A 17955-nucleotide genomic window follows, 5' to 3' on the forward strand; every position below is an offset into this window, starting at 1 on the left:
CTTTGCTCGGATTGATCTTATAACGCACAGAATGCTGCAAAAAACGCCGTTCACCTGCTAGGCTTAGAGTTCGTTAACCCACAAGGAACAGGAGAGCAGCATGTTTGGTAAAGCGGAAGACAAAGCCAATGAAGCCGCAGGCGCGGTAGAAGAAGCGTTCGGTAAAGCCGTCGATTCGCCGGAGCATCAGGTGCGCGGCGCGGCGCGCAAGTACGCCTCCCAGGCCAGCTATGCCGCCCGTGACGCAGCGGACAGCGTAAGAACGCAGGTGGAAGCCAACCCGCTGGCCGGCGTGGCCGTTGCGGCGGCAGTCGGCATCGTTTTCGGCTTCCTGCTGGGACGCAAATAAGCGGCGAATGCGCCCTACGACAATAGGCCCGTTACGGGCCTTTTTTTCGCCCTTTTCTGCGCCGGCGCCGTTGTGCGTGCAAACTTTCATCTATCACAACCATCGCTTAAAAAAACCAACGCCTTCAACTACGATTAGTTTGTGACCAGAGCAAGGCTCTGCGATCCGGCGGATAACCCTATGAGGATTATCATCATTATCCATGCTGTTTAAGCCGCTCTCCTTCACGCGGCTAAGAAAGGTTGATTATGGCTCGCACCACCCCTATCGAACGTTACCGCAATATCGGCATCTCCGCGCATATCGATGCCGGCAAGACCACCACCACCGAGCGGATTCTGTTTTACACCGGGGTCAGCCACAAGCTGGGCGAAGTGCATGACGGCGCGGCGACCATGGACTGGATGGCGCAGGAACAAGAGCGCGGCATCACCATCACCTCGGCGGCCACCACCTGCTTCTGGAACGGCATGCAGCATAATTATCCGCAGCACCGCATCAATATCATCGACACCCCCGGGCACGTCGATTTCACCATTGAAGTGGAGCGCTCAATGCGCGTGCTGGACGGCGCCGTCATGGTCTATGACTCGGTGGGCGGCGTCCAGCCGCAGTCGGAAACCGTCTGGCGCCAGGCCAACAAATACAAAGTGCCGCGGCTGGCGTTCGTCAACAAGATGGACCGCATCGGCGCGGACTTTTTCCGCGTGCGCAAAATGATGATCGAACGCCTCAAAGCCAACCCGGTGCCGATCGTTATTCCTATCGGCGCCGAAGACCGCTTCAGCGGCGTGGTGGATCTGGTGCGGATGAAAGCCATTCTGTGGGACGAAGCCTCGCAGGGCATGAACTTCAGCTTCGAAGAGATCCCGGCCGACCTGCGCGAATCGGCGCAGGAGTGGCGTGAAAACATGATTGAAGCGGCCGCCGAAGCGTCGGAAGAACTGATGGAGAAATACCTCAATCAGGTGCCGCTGAGCGAAGAGGAGATCGTTCACGGGCTGCGGGTGCGCACCGTCGCCGGCGAAATCCAACCGATGCTGTGCGGATCGGCGTTCCGCAACAAAGGCGTGCAGCGCATGCTGGACGCGGTGATCGAGCTGATGCCCTCGCCGCTCGACGTGCCGCCGATGGAGGGCCACGGCGAACACGATGAAATCATCACTCGCAAAGCCGACGACAACGAAAAATTCTCGGCGCTGGCGTTTAAGCTGATGACCGACCCGTTCGTCGGCCAACTCACCTTCGTGCGCGTCTATTCCGGGGTGCTGGCCAAAGGCAGCAGCGTTTATAACCCAATCAAGGGCAAAAAGGAGCGTATCGGCCGCATCGTGCAGATGCACGCCAACGATCGTAAGGACATCGACGAACTGCACGCAGGCGACATTGCCGCCTGCGTCGGCCTGAAGGACGTCACCACCGGCGATACGCTGTGCGATCCCGGCGCCATCATTACGCTGGAGCGCATGACCTTCCCCGAACCGGTGATCGCCCAGGCGATCGAGCCGAAGACCAAGGGCGATCAGGAGAAAATGGGCATCGCGCTGCAGCGGCTCTCTTCGGAAGATCCGTCGTTCCGCGTGCGCACCGATGAAGAATCCGGCCAAACCATTATCTACGGCATGGGCGAGCTGCACCTGGAGATTATCGTCGATCGCATGCGCCGCGAGTTCGGGGTGGAGACCACCACCGGCAAACCGCAGGTGTCTTACCGCGAAACCATCCGCAAACGGGTGGCCGACGTGGAAGGCAAGTTCGTGCGCCAATCCGGCGGTAAAGGGCAATACGGCCACGTGGTGCTGACCGTCGAGCCGAACGAACCCGGCAAAGGCTTCGAGTTCTTCGATGAGATCAAGGGCGGCGTCATTCCCGGCGAGTTTATCCCGGCGGTGAAAAAAGGCGTGCTCGAGGCGCTGAATAACGGCGTGCTGGCCGGTTATCAGGTGGTGGACGTCAAGGTGCACCTGACCTTCGGTTCTTACCATGACGTCGACTCGTCGGAACAGGCGTTCCGCATGGCGGCGATCTTCGGCTTCAAGGACGCCTGCCGCCTGGCGGATCCGGTGATCCTCGAGCCGATCATGTCGGTGGAAGTAGAAACGCCGGAGGATTATGCCGGCAACGTGATGGGCGATCTCTCCTCACGCCGCGGTCTGGTGCAGGGTATGGAAGATATCCCGGGCGGCGGCGGCAAGGAAATTCGCGCCAAGGTGCCGCTGTCCGAGATGTTCGGCTACTCGACCACCCTGCGTTCGATGTCGCAGGGCCGCGCCACCTACACCATGGAATTCAGCCACTACGCCGAAGCGCCGCGCAACGTGGCCGAAGAGATCATTCACCACAGCAAGCGTTAACCCTCACGCCCGCCGCCACGGCGGGCGTCACCTCGGCTTGTCCTCCAGCGCCACCACCACTGGCTGCGGTTTGATGCGCATGGCGTACACCACGCCGGCCATCAGACAGACGATGCCCGCCAGCGTCAGCAGCGGCGGCCAGGCCTGGCGCAACAGAAAGGTATACGCCAACCCCGCCAGAATTTCGAACACGATGAGCGGCCCCACCAACACCGTCGGCAGCCGCTGGCTGGCTTCGTTCCAGCACAGCGCCCCCAGCCAGGAGCAGAACACGCCGATGATCAGCATCAGAGGGATAAACACCTCAGGGCGCGGGCCGAACGGCAAGGCGAACGCCGGCTCGCTCAGCGCCAACTGACCGCAGACCGCCAGATAGCCCAGCAGCGCCAGCGGCAGCGTCACCAGCCCTTGGGCCGTGGCCCAGGTGGCCGGACGCTGCGTCGGATTCTCCCGCAGCCAGCGTGAATTGCGCAGCGGGAACCAGGTCCAGCACGCCACCGCCAACACGGCCAGCCCAAGACCGCTGAGATAGCGCCAGCCGTCGATCGGCACCGCATTGCCGCGCAGCTCGGCGACGTTCACGCACGCCAATCCACAGACGATCAACAGCAGTGCCGGCGCCAGTTTGCCCCAGGCCAGGCGCCCGTCGTGCCGGCCGTAAAACAGATTGGCGCAAATGGCGATCACGACCGGCAAGGTGCCGATGATCATGGTCGACACCGGCGCACCGGTGCGCTGAATGGCGCTGGCCAGGCACAGGTAGTACAGCAGATTGCCGATAGCTGTCAGCTTGAGCGCTTCCCACCAATCCTGGCGCCGCAGCTTATGCAGGCGGCGGCGATCGAACCACGCCAGCGGCAAGGCGATCAGCCCGAAGGCCAGATAGCGCCCGGTGGACTGCAGCGCGGCGGGATAGTCCGGTACCAGCAACGGACCGACGAAAATCAATCCCCACATCAGCCCGGCGGCCAGGGCAAACACAACGCCAATGAACATAACAACTCCGACAAACGGCCGGTGCGGCCAACCCGCCCGACAAGACAGCGGCAGAGTAACGAAAACGCGGGGAGGAATTATTGTAGCAGGTTGCTGTTTTAGCCCAATTTCACCTGTTTCTGGAAACGCACTGGCGTGACGCCGTAACGGTTGGCGAAGGCGCGCGTCAGGTGCGCCTGATCGGTCAGCCCCGCCGCCGCCGCCACCTGTGCGGCGGGCATGCCGCGCTCCAGCATGCGTTTGGCCTGCGACAGCCGGATCGCCATCAGCATCTGCTGCGGCGAGACGTGATATTCGGCCTTGAACTTGCGCAGGAAATGGTACGGGCTGAGCGACACCAGCTCGGCCAGTTGGTTGAGCGTTATAGCCTCGGCGAAGTTATCGTGCAGGTAGCTTTTCACCACCTCGAAACGGTGCGCCGCCTCGGCTTTCTCCCGGCGCCCTGTGCGGATGTGCGGTTGCAGCAACGCCACCGCTTCCAACAGCAGGCCGTCGAGCGTAAGCGGATCGTCGGTTTGCCACAGCGCGGCGAGAATGGCGGACAGGCGCTGCGCCGCCCGCGGATCGTGGCGCACCGCATCGGTAAACCACTGGCTCCGATCGCCGGACAGCTGCTCCAGCGCCTCGGGCGCCAGATAGAGCATGCGGTAACACCAGCCGCCCGGCGTTTCGGCTTCGCCGGTATGCAGCTCGTCAGGATTCATCAGCACCAGCGCGCCCGGCGCCGCCAGGTGCTGCGCCCCGCGATAGCGGAAGCGCTCCGCCCCGGTGTCCACGGTGCCGATGGCGAAGGCGTCGTGGGTATGCGGCTCGAAGGCATAGCGTTCGATATGCGCCTGATAGAGTTCGACGCCGGGCAGATGCGACAAATGCCGGAACTGCGCGCTGTCCTTCTCGAACGGAAACTGTTGTGGAACCCCTTGCACTCGACCTCCTCATCCGTGCTGACAATCTGCTCAGCATAGCCAAAACATCGCCGGTTGAGTAGCCGCCCTGGTCCTTTCGTGCCCCTCGCCTGGACGATCGGCGCCATTCGGCGTAGGGTTAAGGTCCCTGTCCCTTTCAGACGGGCCGCATCGCGAAGCTCATCGGCCCCTGACACTCCGCAAACAAGAGGCAACAATGTATCCGGATACTCAACTGTATATCGATGGACAATGGCGCAGCGCGCTGGCCGGAAAAACCCTGCCGGTCTCCAACCCCGCTACCGACGAGATCATCGGTCAAGTGGCGCACGCCGCCGCAGAGGATCTCGATCTGGCGCTGGCCGCCACCGAACGCGGGTTTAACGTTTGGCGAAACACCGCCGCACACCAGCGCGCCAACCTGATGCGCAAAGCCGCTGCGCTGCTGCGCGAACGCGCCGACGCCGTCGCCGCCATCATGACGCAGGAACAGGGTAAGCCGGTGGCGCAGGCCAAAATCGAAATTCTCAACGCCGCCGACGTGATCGAGTGGTTCGCCGGCGAAGCCACCCGCACCTACGGGCAGATTATTCCGTCCCGCGCTCGCGACGTGCAGCAGCAAACCCTGAAACTGCCGGTCGGCCCGGTGGCCGCCTTCACGCCGTGGAACTTCCCGATCAACCAGATCGTGCGCAAGCTGTCCGCCGCGCTGGCGGCGGGTTGTTCAATCATCGTCAAAGGCCCGGAAGAAACGCCGGCCTCACCGGCTGAGCTGATCAAAGCCTTCGCCGACGCCGGCATTCCGGCCGGGGTGATCGCGCTGGTGTACGGCACCCCGGCGGAAATCTCGGAATACCTGATCCCGCATCCGACCATTCGCAAGATCTCCTTCACCGGCTCCACCCGCGTGGGCAAACATCTGGCTGCGCTGGCCGGCCAGCATATGAAAAAGGCCACCATGGAGCTGGGCGGCCACGCGCCGGTGCTGATCTTCGACGACGCCGATCTCGACGCGGCGGCCAAAGAGCTGGCGCAATCCAAGTTCCGCAACGCCGGCCAGGTCTGTATCGCCCCGACCCGCTTCCTGATCCAGCAAGGCGTTTATGAAGCCTTCGTGGAGAAATTCACCGCCGCGGTGCGTGAACTCAAGCTCGGCAACGGGCTGGAAGACGGCGTGACGATGGGGCCGATGGTGCTGGGCCGCAGCGTCGACAATATCGAGGCGCTGGTGCAAGACGCTATCGCCCACGGGGCGAAGGCCAGCACCGGCGGCAAACGCGTGGCGGGCAAAGGCAACTTCTTCGAGCCGACGGTGCTGCGTGACGTGCCGCTGAGCGCGCGCGCCATGTCGGAAGAGCCGTTTGGCCCGGTCGCCCTGCTACGCCCGTTCGCCACCTACGACGAGGCGATCGCCGAAGCCAATCGCCTGCCGTACGGGCTGGCCGCCTACGCTTACAGCCGCAACATCGCCACCGTCAATGCGCTGGGGCGCGACGTGGAGAGCGGCATGCTGAGCATCAACCACATCGGTTTCGGCCTGCCGGAAACGCCGTTTGGCGGCGTGAAGGACTCCGGCCACGGCACCGAAGGCGGCAGCGAAGCGATCGAGTCCTACCTGGAAACGCGTTTTGTCACCGTCGCCGGCCGTTAATCGCACGTCGGATGAATAGCCAGAAGCCCCGCAATGCGGGTAATCCTGGTTAGTTAGCGTTTTTCTGAACGTATTTGTGCAGTTTTCGGTCGATAAAGGTGAGATGCGCCATGAAGCTCATACGCTTCGACCGAGCCAGGGGCCGAAGGCGCGGCCCCTGGCAACCCGCGCCTTTGCCCTATCAGACGGTTGGCTTTGCCAACTTCCCTCTCTCCGCCATACCGCATTGAGGCCGGTTGCGACAGGCGTCCCTGCCTGTCTCACCTGAAACCGCCGTCCATGGCGGTTTCTCCTAATGCGCTATGCCTGCGTTCGGCGTCTTCAAGGGCGCCCAACACCCTGCTTATCTCACTATTTTCATTGCCTTTCATAACACAACATCAAACGAATGGGATAAGAATGGTTCATCGCGTCTTAGCGTGAACTTTTTACTCGCGAGCCAGCTCGAACAGGCGCCGCGCCGCCGGGGCCAGCCCCAACATGTGAATGCAGGCATGCACCATGCCCGGCAACCGTTCACAGCGTACCGCCACACCCGCCTCACGCAGCCGCTGCGCATACAGTTCGGCCTCATCGCGCAGCGGATCATATTCGCAGCTCAGGATAGTGGCCGGCGGTAACCCGCGTAGCGTGGCGGCATGCAGCGGCTCGGCGCCGGGATCGCGTCGCTGGGCCAGGTACTGCTGCCAACAAAACACCATCGCGTCGCGCGTCAAAAAATGCCCCTCGGCGAATTCGCGATAGCTCTTCGTCGCCATTTCGCGGCTGAGCGCCGGGTACAGCAGCAGTTGACGTTCAATGTGCGGGCCCCCGCGATCCCGCGCCAACAGCGCGACCGCCGCCGCCAGATTGCCTCCGGCGCTGTCACCACCCACCGCCAGATGGTCAGCGTCAATCCCTAACTGCGGCGCCTGTTGCGCCGCCCAACAGAGCGCCTGATAGACATCTTCCAGCGGCTGTGGAAAAGGAAACTCCGGCGCCAGTCGATAATCGACCGACAGGATTATCCGATCGGTGGCGTTAGCCAGCGCCTGACAGGGCTGGTCATACAGCGACAGCGAACCGAGGCACCAGCCGCCGCCGTGGGCGAACAGCATCGCCGGTTGTGCGGCAGCGCGCCTTTCCCCCGCCGGTAGATAGGCGCGCAGCGCAATCCGGTGCCCATCGGTGGCGACCAGCGTAAAATCCCTGACGCCGCCGCTCGGTTGCGGTGCGCCCTGCAGCAGACGCAAACCGCTTTCCGTGGCCGCCCGCATGTCCGCCAACGACGCGGGTGGCGGCGCGTCGGCCGAGGCCGCCAAAAAGGCGGCGATGCGTTCATCAAGCGGCATGTTGCTCTCCCGCCAGGAACGGCGCAATCAGCGCGATAAACGCCTCATGACACTCCTCGGTGATGAAATGGCCGCAGCCGGCGACCGTTTCGCCCCGCAGATCGCGCGCATTGCCCCGTAGCGTCGTCAGCGGCGCGTCGCCGGTGGCGTGCTCCGCTCCCACCGTCAACACCGGCATCGTCAACGGCGTGGCGGCGCGCAGCCGGTTCTGGCGAACGGTCTCCGGGATCGCCCGGTAATAGTCGAATCCGGCGCGCAGGCCGCCCGGCGCCGAATAGGCGGCGATATAGACCTTAGCCGCCACCCGATCGCGCCGATAAGACCAGCGGTTGAAGATATAGCCAAGATACTCCCGCTCGCGCCCTTGGGTCAGGGTCTCCGGCAAATCCGCCAGCTGGTTGAACATGAAATGCCACAGGAAGATATTCTCCTCCGGCGCGACGAAAATCGGCGGCGGCGGCGCCAGACCGGGGATCACCGCCTCCGTCAGTACCAGACGCTCCACCGCCTGCGGGAAATCGCTCGCCATGGCGTAACCGATCCACATGCCGATATCGTGGCCGACCAGTTGGTAACGTTGATGGCCCAGCTGCGCCATCATCGCGTGCAACGCCGCACCGATGCTGCCGGTGTCGTAGCCGCCGGCGGGCTTGTCAGAGTCGCCGATGCCCGGCGGATCGACGGCGATCGCCTGAAAACCGGCCGCCGCCAAGGCACGCATCACATAACGCCAGGTGTACCAGGTTTGCGGCCAGCCGGGGATCAGCAGCACCGGCCGCCCTTCGCCGGCCACCACGCAGTGAAGGCGCCGGCCGTTGACCTGGGTATAGACGTGTTCCGCCGCGAGATCCTGCAACAGGATCTCGTTTTGACTGTGTTTCATGGGGTTAACTCCCTGTGGGGTCAGGCTCAGCGAATGCCGAGCAATGCATTGATCTGCTGAGGATTGACCGGCGCACCGGCGAAGTCATCAAACACTTTGTCGGTGACACGGATAATGCGCTCGCGAATGAAGGCCGCGCCTTCGCGAGCGCCGTCCTGTGGATTTTTCAGGCAGCACTCCCACTCCAGCGTCGCCCAGCCCGGATAGCCATACTGCGTCAAACGGGAGAAAATGCCGTTGAAATCGACCTGGCCGTCGCCCAGCGAGCGGAAACGGCCGGCGCGATCGATCCAGGACTGAAAACCGCCGTATATGCCCTGACGACCGGTCGGATTGAACTCGGCGTCCTTAACGTGGAACATGCCGATAACGTCCTTATAGATATCGATAAACTCCAGATAGTTAAGCTGCTGCAGCACCATGTGGCTCGGATCGAACAACACCCGGCAACGCGGATGGTTGCCGACGCGCTGCAGAAACATCTCAAACGTCACGCCGTCGTGCAGATCCTCACTCGGGTGAATTTCATAACACAGATTGATGCCCTGCTCCTCGCAGGCGTCGAGCACCGGCAGCCAGCGTTTGGCGAGCTCGTTGAACGCGGTGTCAATCAATCCTTCAGGGCGCTGCGGGAACGGGAACAGATAGGGCCAGGCCAGCGAACCGGAAAAGGTGCCCAGTTCGCTGAGCCCCAGCCGCGCCGACGCCTTCACCGCCAAAAGCATTTGCTGCAGCGCCCACTCGCCGCGGGCCTTGGGATCGCCCTGCAGCGCCGGCGGCGCAAAGCTGTCGCACAGCGCATCGTAAGCCGGGTGCACCGCCATCAGCTGGCCGAAGATATGGCTGGTCAGTTCGCTGACCACCAACCCCTGCTCCGCCAACATGCCGGTCAAATCGTCGCAGTAAGTTTGGCTTTCCGCAGCGGTGGCCACGTCGAATAAACGCCGATCCCAGGCCGGGATCTGCAAGGCGGTAAAACCGGTCCGCGCCGCCCACTCGGCAATGGCGGGCAAGCTGTTGAACGGCGCCGCGTCATCGCTGAATTGCGCGAGATGCAGGCTTGGACCTTTGAGGGTTTTCATCGTAAACTCCTATTGGTTGTCGATTGACAAACAATAGGAGCAAAGCGCGGCGACCGCAAGCGAAATTTATAAAGGCATTGGTATTCCCGTCGATTTAAGCGATCCTATGTCGCTGAATGGCAGGTAAATTGGAGCAGCGAATGGCAGGCAGACCGCGCGAGTTCGATCGCGAACAGGCGCTATTGAAGGCGCGAAACTTATTCTGGCGGCAAGGTTACGAAGGCACTTCGATGTCGGATCTGGTGGCGGAGTTGGGCATCGCTTCCGCACGCATCTACAAAGCGTTCGGCTCCAAAGAGCAGCTGTTTCGCGAGGCGATTGCCTGTTATGAAACCGCCGAAGGGGGCTTCGCCGATCGCGCCTTCGCGACGGAAAGCGGCATTCGCCCGGCGCTCAAACGCCTGCTGGAAGACGCCGTGCGGCTCTATAGCCGGCCCGATCTGCCGCAAGGCTGCATGGTGGTCTCCGCCGCCGCCAGCGTCAGCGCGGAAAACGACGGGCTCAAAGCCTGGCTGGCAGAGCATCGGCTGCAGCGCACGCAGCAGATCGTCGAACGGCTGCGGCAGGCGGTGCAAACCGGCGAATTGCCGGCCGACACCGACGCCGACAGCCTGGGTGACTATTTCGCCGTCTTCTTGCACGGCCTGTCGATTCAGGCGCGTGACGGCGTCACCGAGGCGCGGTTATTGGCGGCGGTAAACGTGGCGCTGACGGCCTTGGGCGACCGCGCCTAATCGATTCTTGAATGCGGTTCAAACTCAGGCGCGTTTTACCTATGGCTGTGGAGGAACTGCGTTTTTGACAAAATCCGCGACGTGGGGATTGATATTTTCCGCCTTGTGAATCAGAGCAACCTGATACGGGATCTGTTCTCCACTAAGCCGACAAAAAGAAACGTTTGCCCAGCCGCTTTTTTGCATGAATTCAGGGACCAGACTGACTCCTAATCCCGAAGCAACAAGGCCGACTATCGTTTCCATCTGTACGGCTCGCTGAACAACCTCAGGAGCAAATCCTGCCTTTTCGCAGGCCTCAATGATAGCGCGATAGAGACCTGGCCCTTCTTGCTCAGGAAACAATACCCACGGCTCCCTGGCCAGGGCAGAAAGCGAAAGAACGCCGCTTGTTCCGGCAGGATGTTTACTCGGCAAAACGGCAATCAGCGGGCAGCTAAAAAATGGATGGCAAGACAGTTTCGGTATGGCGTATTCAGGAACAGGTAAAACCGCAATGCCAATATCAATCGTGTCTTCCAAAAGGCTCGCAACCTGTCGCGCCGTCGTCATTTCTTTCAATTCAAGAACAACCTGCGGACAGGAAAAGTGAAAACGGGCGACCATTTCGGGAAGCAGATGTCTGACGGCGGAAGCGACAAAACCGATGCGCAAAGCCCCCGTCATTCCCTGGCCAGCGCGTCGTGTCAGTAACATCGACCGTTCCATCTGCATGAGCGTCGTAACCGCTTCCTTCTGCAACACTGCCCCTGCGGGAGTCAATGCCGTTATTCGATTGGTTCGCTCAAAAAGCCGGGTGCCCAAAACCTCTTCCATTTGACGGATCGCTTTTGTCAGCGGGGGTTGAGCCATATGCAAACGCTCGGCCGCTTTCCGGACATTCATTGTTTCCGCAACCACAAGAAATTGGCGGAGCTGACGCAGAGTAAGCATGTCGTGATACCTAAAATATATTAAGAAAGCGCCACAATAGTATTAGACACGTCAAGGGGAGCACATGAAGATGCTTCCTGTATATATTCGTGGAGCAGAAATAACAATGAACATACTCAGATCGTTGTCACTGACTTATCGAAACCTAAATACGTTGCTAGCCCTCCTTATCATGTCAGCGTCGTCAACGCTGGCTGCATCAAAAGAAAATGAAATCCCCACACCGGTAAATCGAACAGACAGATACATTTTGCTTGCGGGCGGAGAGCAACTGCACGTCAGGGAAGTCAGCCTGAAATCTGAGGGCAAACCTGTACTGCTGATTCATGGCGCACGGGTTCCCGGCCTGGCCTCTTTTGATTTGCCCGTCAAGGGCGGCTCTTTGGCTGCAGATCTGGCGTTAGCCGGTTTTCGGGTATATATCCTCGATCTGCGGGGATATGGGTTATCCAGCCGGCCGGCCGCGATGGACAGCCCTCCTAACCAGTCAGCGCCGTTGATCCGCACTGCGGACGCCATAACCGATATCGATCGCGCCGTGCAGGCTATTCAGGCATGGAGTCGAGCGCCCCGCATTAATATCCTGGGATGGGCGACTGGAGGACACTGGGCGGGCGCTTATGCAGCCCAATATCCACAGAATGTGGAACGGCTGGTGCTCTATAACACGCTTTATGGCGGAACCGCTCACCACCCGCTGCTGGGCCAGGGATCGCCGCTGGACGATCCTCAAAATCCCGGGCACTTCAACGCCGCCAAATTTGGCGGCTGGAGCCTCAACACGCGAGACAGTCTGTTTGTCGCCTGGGATAACAGCATTCCCGTGGCGGATAAAACACAATGGCGTGATGAAACAGTTAAACGCGCTTACGGTGATGCCGCACTGGCATCGGACAACACCTCACAGCGCAGAACGCCACACAGCTTCCGCGCTCCGACCGGTGCAATGGCTGACAGCTTTGAACTGGCGATGGGCAGAAAACAGTGGTCCGCAACAGCCTTAACAACCGTTCCCGTATTGGTTGTTCGCTCGGAGCGGGATTTCTGGAGCCGGCCCGAGGATGTTGACGCCATCATGAAAGATGCCCCTTCAGCCGAAAAGCTGGTCATTCCTGAAGCGACACATTTTGTCCATCTCGATAGAGATAACGCCGGCAGACAACGCTTTCTCCAGGGCGTTGTCAGATTTCTGGCGCAGCCTCAGCCCAACGACGGCACTTGATCTTCCGGCAAATCGACAATCACCAGCGTGCCTTCGCTGCCCGGCAACACGCGGTGCGGCACGCCGGCCGCGGCCTGATACAGCTGACCGGCCCGCACCACCACTTCTTCCCCCGCCACCTGCAGCCGCAGGTGGCCGCTGATCACCAGCAACCCTTCGCTGTAATCATGCACTTCATCCGCAATGCTGCGCGCATCCATGCGCAGCACTTTGATATTGGCCGCACCGACGCGGCCCAGCACGGCAGAGCGCCAGGCCTCAGGCAGTTCGGCCGCCTGCTGGTTTAAATCGAACAGCATCGGAATCCCCCAGGTGCATGAAAAAACGCACTCTAGCCTGATTCTGCGCCGCAGGGAAAGACGCTTTGGTTGCAGGTTATGACCGTTGGTTCTGAGGCGAGACGCGCCGGATGAACGCTTAAGGCAGCAGCGCCGCGGCCTCCCGATCGGCGATAATCAACAGGTCCGGATGCAGCATCAAAATGCTGGCGGGCACCCCGCTCTCCACCGGCCCGCTGACAATGCGCCGCAAAATGTCCGCTTTGTGCGAACCGTTGACGAGCAGCACCAGCTTTTTGGCGGCCATCACGCTTGCAGGCCCCAGGGTGACGTAATGATCGGGCAGCCATTCAGTGCGGCCGCCCACCTCTTTGAGCAAAATGTCCGCCAGATCCGGCCTAGCGGAAACCGGCACCCGACAGGTGCGGTCTTCGAAGGCGGTGGTGCCCGGCAGATTGCCGCAGAAATGCCCGTCCGCCCCGACGCCCATCACGATCGCATCCAGCCCGCCATCTTCGGCGATACGCCGATCGTGCTGCAGGTAGTTGTCCGAATTCAAGACGTGCAGTTGCCGCTCGGGGATCGCCGCCGGGCCAAAGAACATACGGTGCAGATTCTCCATGGTGACGCCATAGCCCGATCGGCCGGCGTAAGGAATTTCATCGAAATTATAGTAATGCGCGTTGGCGAATTCCGCGTGGCCCTTGACGCGCGGAGCCAACAACTCATACATCCGTTTAGGCGTCGAGCCGGCGGTGATAGCCAGATTGACGCGCTGCGGGCGCAGCATGTAACTCAACAACAGGCTGGCGGCCAGCTCACTCATTTCCTGGTAGTCATTAGCGACGACAAGTTTCATTCCCTTCTCCTTTTGCAAAAAAAAAAACCTAACCGCCCATCCGGCCATGTTCGATGCCGGGAGAGAAGTTAGGTTTTGCCTGATCGCGTCAGTAACAATCCGTTTCTTGTCAGGTTATGGCGGCCAGGAATGAAATGCAAACCGCGTTGTGTGATGCAAGCCGCAATTGCGGCGATGCCTTTTTCGCGCCCTATACCGGCACGCGGCGGCTAATCTCCACCACCTGATCGCTGGGCAGGTAGTAATAATCCGTGACGTGCATGCCGTTGCGCACCATCAGCGCGAACAGGTTGCGCTGCCAGGATGGCAACCGGTCGTTCGCTTCGCGGCGCACCACGGTCTCGTGCCCGAGATAGTAGGTCGCCTCGTCGAAGTTCAGACCGGATTTCTGCGCCTCGACGTGCTGCAACAGCTGCGGGATGTTAGGCCGCTCCATAAAGCCATAGCTGGCCACGCCGCACCAAAAGCCCGGCGACAGCTCGCGCATCACCAACCGTTCAGCATTCGAGACCCGCGGCTCATTGACGATGGCAATGGTGAGCGCCAGCACGTTGGCGTGCAGCGAACCGTTACGCTTGACCTGCCATTTCATCACCGACGGCGTCCCTTGCAGGCTGCGAGTCAGGAATACCGCGGTGCCCGGCACGCGCGGCACGGATTCGCGGCGGATTTTCTCCAGGAAATCCGCTACCGGCACTGTAGTTTCACCGAGGGTGCGCGCGGCCGCCAGCACCCCGCGATGCCAGATCAGCATCACGGTATAGACCGCGGCGGCCAACAGCAGCGGGATATAACCGCCCTGCAGCACTTTAGTCATGTTGGCCGTCAGGAAGCTCAAATCGACCACGAAGAAACCGCCCGCCACCAACAGGCTGGCGATCGGCCCCCAGCGCCACACCTCGCGCATGGCGACGAACAGCAGGCCGGTGGTCATGATCATGGTCAACGAGACGGCGATGCCGTAGGCGGCGGCCAGATTGTCCGACGATTTAAAGAACACGGTCAGGAACAGCGTCACCACCATCAGCAGCCAGTTGATGGCGCCAATGTAGATCTGCCCGTAACTTTCCTCGGTGGTTTGTTTGACCCGCAGCCGCGGCAGCCACCCCAGTTGGATCGCCTGCCGGGTCATGGAAAACGCACCGCTGATGATCGCCTGGCTGGCGATGATCGTCGCCAGCGTGGCCAGGATCACCAGCGGGATCAGCATCGCCGGCGGGCATAAACGGAAGAAGATGTTCTGCGTGACATCGGCGCCGCTCAGGATCAGCGCGGCCTGACCGGCGTAGTTAAGCAACAGGCTGGGAAAAACGATGCCGAACCAGGCCAGCCAAATCGGCCGTTTGCCGAAATGCCCCATGTCGGCATACAGCGCTTCGGCGCCGGTGACGCACAAAAACACGCCGCCCAGCACCAGGAAGCTGGTCAGTCCGTTGGAGAACAGGAAGTGAATGCCGTAGAGCGGGTTCAGCGTCAGCAAAACCGCCGGATGCTGGATGATACCCCACACGCCCAACGCAGCGATCGACAGGAACCACAGCGCCATGATCGGCCCGAACACGCGGCCGATGCGCGCGGTACCCACCGGCTGAATGGCGAACAGACTGAGCAAAATCACCACCGCCGCCGGCAGAATATAGGGCTGCGACGCCGGCAGCACGATGTTCAGCCCTTCGAGGGCCGAGAGCACCGAAATGGCCGGCGTGATGGCGCCGTCGCCGTAAATGAGCGCGGCGCCGAACAGGCCGGCGAACAACACCAGCGGCCGGGATTTTCGCTTGCTGACCAGCAGCGACATCAGCGCCATGATGCCGCCCTCGCCGCGGTTGCCGATGCGCATGGCGAACATGGCGTATTTGAGAGAAGTGACGATCACCAGCGTCCAGAATATCAGCGACAGCAGGCCAAGGATCACCGGCGCTGAAGGCGCGTCGCCGGAGAGAAACAGCACGGTTTTCAGGGTGTACAGCGGGCTGGTGCCGATATCGCCGAACACCACGCCCAATGCGCCCAACGCCAGCGGCGCCAGCCCCGTCTTATTCACGGTTTCCGTATCATTGCCGACAGACATCTGCTCGCTCCTTGACGTTGCGCTGAGAGTGGGAATTATTGTCACTTTGTGGCCGTCGCGCCACGTGATCGGCAAGTTAAGCATAGCCGTCATCTTCGCCAGTGACAGCATCGCGCGTTGAAGCTTCAGCAATCATCGCCGGTGAGCAACGGTTTAAAAACGCCCACCCCGGAGGGCCTATTACTTTCCTGTTGGCGTGGCGTGCGTCGTGGGAAAGTGAAATGAACGTCCGGCTCCCCCCTGTTTCCGCCCGGCGTTACGCGAGCCGGCTCTCATCGGCTTCGCGGCGCAGCCACTGCCGCAGATTTTCGCCTTCCTGCGACAGCTCGCTATCCAGTCGAGCGCACAGGTAATAATCGCGGCCGTCGTCGATCGACAGATCGAACATTTTGATCAACTCACCGCTTTCAAGGTACTGGGCGATTAACGGTTCACGCATCAACGCGCACCCTAACCCCGCCTGCACCGCCGCCAACGTCAACAATCCGTCCTCAAACATCGGGCCGATACTGCGCAGCGGACGCTTGACGCCGGCCTGCTGAAACCATTGCATCCAGGTATTGCGCTCCTCGTCGTGCAGCAGCGGCAGCGTCGCCAGCTGCTCCGGCGTATCGAGCAAACCATGCAGTTTACTGAATGCCCGGCTGCACACCGGCACCATTTTGCCGGACATCAGCTTCTCGCTGCGATAGCCGGTCCACTGCCCGACCCCAAAGCGGATCGACAGGTCGGCGGCGTCGCTCAGGTAATTGCGGTGGTTGGCGTAGACCACATTGATGTCGATATCCGGATTTTCGCGCAGGAAACCGCGCAGCCGCGGAATGAACCAACCCATGCCGAACAGCGGGATCAGGCTGATGGTCACCTGCCGCGACGCGGATTGCTCGCGCACGTGTTCGGTCGCCTGGCGCAGCACGTTGAACGCCGAGCGAATCGAACGGTAATACTCCCGCCCCTCGCTGCGCAGCACCAGGTTACGCCCCTGCCGTTCGGTCAACGGCATCTGCAAAAATGCCTCCAACGTTTTGAGTTGATGACTGACCGCCGAAGGCGAAATCATCAGCTCGTTAGCCGCCGCGCTGATGCCCCCCAGGCGCGCGATGGCTTCGAACGCCCGCACGGCGCGCAGCGGCGGATCGTTCGGCAGCATCGGCAATGGCTCATCGTACTGTTCTGTTTTTTTCATATATTGACTGTTTTTGGGAAATCAACACTGAAGGAATGGATTCAATATACATAAAAATCAACGCATTAAAATCACTCGTTTTTTGTATAAGAAAGTATTTTTCCGTATTTTACAATTTTTTTAAATTCTCTACTGTGACCCTCCTGACTCATTATCTCCGGACTCTCTCTATGGATACGCTGGTACAGCAAACCGTCAACGGTTTGATGCTCGGCAGCATCTATGCGCTGATCGCGCTCGGTTACACCATGGTGTACGGCATCCTGCGCATCATCAATTTCGCGCACGGCGACGTGCTGATGGTCGGTGCGCTGAGCGCGTTGTCGGCGATAAGCCTGTTGCAACACCACTTTCCCGCGTTACCACCGTACGCCACGCTGCTGCTGGCGGCCCTGTTCGCCATGGCGGTCTGCGCCATCACCTCGATGGCGATCGAGCATCTCGCCTACCGCCGGTTGCGCAATGCACCGCGCCTGGCCCCGCTGATCAGCGGTATCGGCGTCTCGCTGCTGCTGCAAACCCTGGCGATGCTGATCTGGTCACGCAATCCCCTGATGTTTCCGCAGCTGCTGCCAATGACCCCCATCGCCCTGACCGCAGGCAGCGGCGGGCATGCGCCGGCGGTGATCACCGGCACGGCGATCGTCACGCTGGCGGTGGCCGTCGCGGTCATGGCCGGCTTATGGCTGCTGGTCGAACACAGCCGTTTCGGCCGCGCCATGCGCGCCACGGCGGAAAACCCGCAGGTCGCCGGCCTGATGGGCATCAGTCCTGACCGCATCATCGTTCTGACCTTCGCGCTCGGCGGCGCGCTGGCGGCGGTGGCCGGCATCATGATGGCCAGCAACTACGGCAACGCCGGTTTCTCGATGGGCTTTCTGCCGGGCATCAAGGCGTTTACCGCTGCCGTGCTTGGCGGCATCGGCAACCTGCGCGGCGCGATGCTCGGCGGATTGCTGCTGGGCCTGTTCGAATCGCTGGGCACCGGCTATCTCGGCGAGCTGACCGGCGGCGTGTTCGGCAGCAACTACCAGGACGTGTTCGCGTTTCTGGTGCTGATCGCCGTGCTGGTCTTCCGCCCCTCCGGGCTCTTGGGCGAACGCATCGCCACGCGCGCATAA

General features: G+C 61.0%; 16 protein-coding genes. 6 read left to right on the forward strand and 10 right to left on the reverse strand.

Translation table 11 applies throughout. From position 1 onward, the window contains the following. The first annotated feature begins 100 nt into the window (after positions 1–100). Both HWW83_RS07930 and fusA read left to right on the forward strand, forming a co-directional pair. On the forward strand, positions 101–349 hold the full coding sequence (locus tag HWW83_RS07930) for a glycine zipper domain-containing protein (RefSeq protein ID WP_004938127.1): 249 nt from the start codon (positions 101–103) through the stop codon (positions 347–349). Between the two features lie 248 nt (positions 350–597). After that, positions 598–2703 carry an elongation factor G gene (gene fusA, locus HWW83_RS07935; RefSeq protein ID WP_033643170.1) on the forward strand — a complete coding sequence of 702 codons (2106 nt, stop codon included), beginning with the start codon at positions 598–600 and terminating at the stop codon, positions 2701–2703. A gap of 27 nt (positions 2704–2730) precedes the next feature. On the opposite strand, the gene HWW83_RS07940 is transcribed toward fusA, so the two are convergent. Both HWW83_RS07940 and HWW83_RS07945 read right to left on the reverse strand, forming a co-directional pair. Next, entirely contained in the window at positions 2731–3699 is a 969-nt protein-coding gene (locus HWW83_RS07940; RefSeq protein ID WP_060660678.1) for a DMT family transporter, read from the reverse strand. A gap of 98 nt (positions 3700–3797) precedes the next feature. Further along, on the reverse strand, positions 3798–4625 hold the full coding sequence (locus HWW83_RS07945; protein WP_163965373.1) for an AraC family transcriptional regulator: 828 nt from the start codon (positions 4623–4625) through the stop codon (positions 3798–3800). Between the two features lie 196 nt (positions 4626–4821). Here HWW83_RS07945 and HWW83_RS07950 point away from each other — a divergent pair, with 196 nt between their 5' ends. Beyond that, positions 4822–6255 (forward strand): NAD-dependent succinate-semialdehyde dehydrogenase, encoded by a 1434-nt coding sequence (locus tag HWW83_RS07950; RefSeq protein ID WP_033643173.1) that lies wholly within the window; start codon positions 4822–4824, stop codon positions 6253–6255. 428 nt (positions 6256–6683) lie between these two features. On the opposite strand, the gene HWW83_RS07955 is transcribed toward HWW83_RS07950, so the two are convergent. Genes HWW83_RS07955 through HWW83_RS07965 form a run of 3 tightly spaced genes read right to left on the reverse strand, consistent with a single transcriptional unit; the run spans position 6684 to position 9551 of the window. Continuing rightward, positions 6684–7586 (reverse strand): alpha/beta hydrolase, encoded by a 903-nt coding sequence (locus HWW83_RS07955; RefSeq protein ID WP_176589188.1) that lies wholly within the window; start codon positions 7584–7586, stop codon positions 6684–6686. Then, positions 7576–8469, reverse strand: a complete 894-nt coding sequence (locus HWW83_RS07960) for an alpha/beta fold hydrolase (protein ID WP_033643175.1) — start codon at positions 8467–8469, stop codon at positions 7576–7578. Before HWW83_RS07960 ends, HWW83_RS07955 begins: the two co-directional genes overlap by 11 nt. A 26-nt stretch (positions 8470–8495) precedes the next feature. Further along, entirely contained in the window at positions 8496–9551 is a 1056-nt protein-coding gene (locus tag HWW83_RS07965; protein ID WP_129993712.1) for a sugar phosphate isomerase/epimerase family protein, read from the reverse strand. 140 nt (positions 9552–9691) lie between these two features. On the opposite strand from HWW83_RS07965, the gene HWW83_RS07970 reads away from it, so the two are divergent. Beyond that, positions 9692–10285 (forward strand): TetR/AcrR family transcriptional regulator, encoded by a 594-nt coding sequence (locus HWW83_RS07970; protein ID WP_033643177.1) that lies wholly within the window; start codon positions 9692–9694, stop codon positions 10283–10285. Positions 10286–10324: 39 nt separating this feature from the next. Here the strand turns inward: HWW83_RS07970 and HWW83_RS07975 are convergent, their stop codons facing one another. Next, positions 10325–11218, reverse strand: a complete 894-nt coding sequence (locus tag HWW83_RS07975) for a LysR family transcriptional regulator (RefSeq protein ID WP_033643178.1) — start codon at positions 11216–11218, stop codon at positions 10325–10327. A gap of 64 nt (positions 11219–11282) precedes the next feature. Here HWW83_RS07975 and HWW83_RS07980 point away from each other — a divergent pair, with 64 nt between their 5' ends. Next, the gene (locus tag HWW83_RS07980) at positions 11283–12440 is read left to right on the forward strand and encodes an alpha/beta fold hydrolase (RefSeq protein ID WP_197665059.1); all 1158 of its coding nucleotides are present in this window, start codon (positions 11283–11285) and stop codon (positions 12438–12440) included. Here the strand turns inward: HWW83_RS07980 and HWW83_RS07985 are convergent. The 4 genes from HWW83_RS07985 to HWW83_RS08000 form a co-directional block, all read right to left on the reverse strand. Next, a complete protein-coding gene (locus HWW83_RS07985; protein ID WP_089194796.1) occupies positions 12419–12739 on the reverse strand; it encodes a cupin domain-containing protein in 321 nt (106 codons plus the stop codon). The two genes, HWW83_RS07980 and HWW83_RS07985, sit on opposite strands and share 22 nt — an antisense overlap. Positions 12740–12857: 118 nt before the next feature. Further along, entirely contained in the window at positions 12858–13577 is a 720-nt protein-coding gene (locus HWW83_RS07990) for a glucosamine-6-phosphate deaminase (protein WP_033643180.1), read from the reverse strand. A gap of 190 nt (positions 13578–13767) precedes the next feature. Next, complete coding sequence (locus tag HWW83_RS07995; protein WP_176589189.1) at positions 13768–15648, reverse strand: potassium transporter Kup; 1881 nt, start codon at positions 15646–15648, stop codon at positions 13768–13770. 256 nt (positions 15649–15904) lie between these two features. Further along, complete coding sequence (locus HWW83_RS08000; RefSeq protein ID WP_176589190.1) at positions 15905–16834, reverse strand: LysR substrate-binding domain-containing protein; 930 nt, start codon at positions 16832–16834, stop codon at positions 15905–15907. Between the two features lie 170 nt (positions 16835–17004). Here HWW83_RS08000 and HWW83_RS08005 point away from each other — a divergent pair, with 170 nt between their 5' ends. Continuing rightward, positions 17005–17955 (forward strand): branched-chain amino acid ABC transporter permease, encoded by a 951-nt coding sequence (locus HWW83_RS08005; protein ID WP_046687108.1) that lies wholly within the window; start codon positions 17005–17007, stop codon positions 17953–17955.

It is taken from the genome of Serratia ureilytica (genome assembly GCF_013375155.1).
Lineage (GTDB): Bacteria > Pseudomonadota > Gammaproteobacteria > Enterobacterales > Enterobacteriaceae > Serratia > Serratia ureilytica.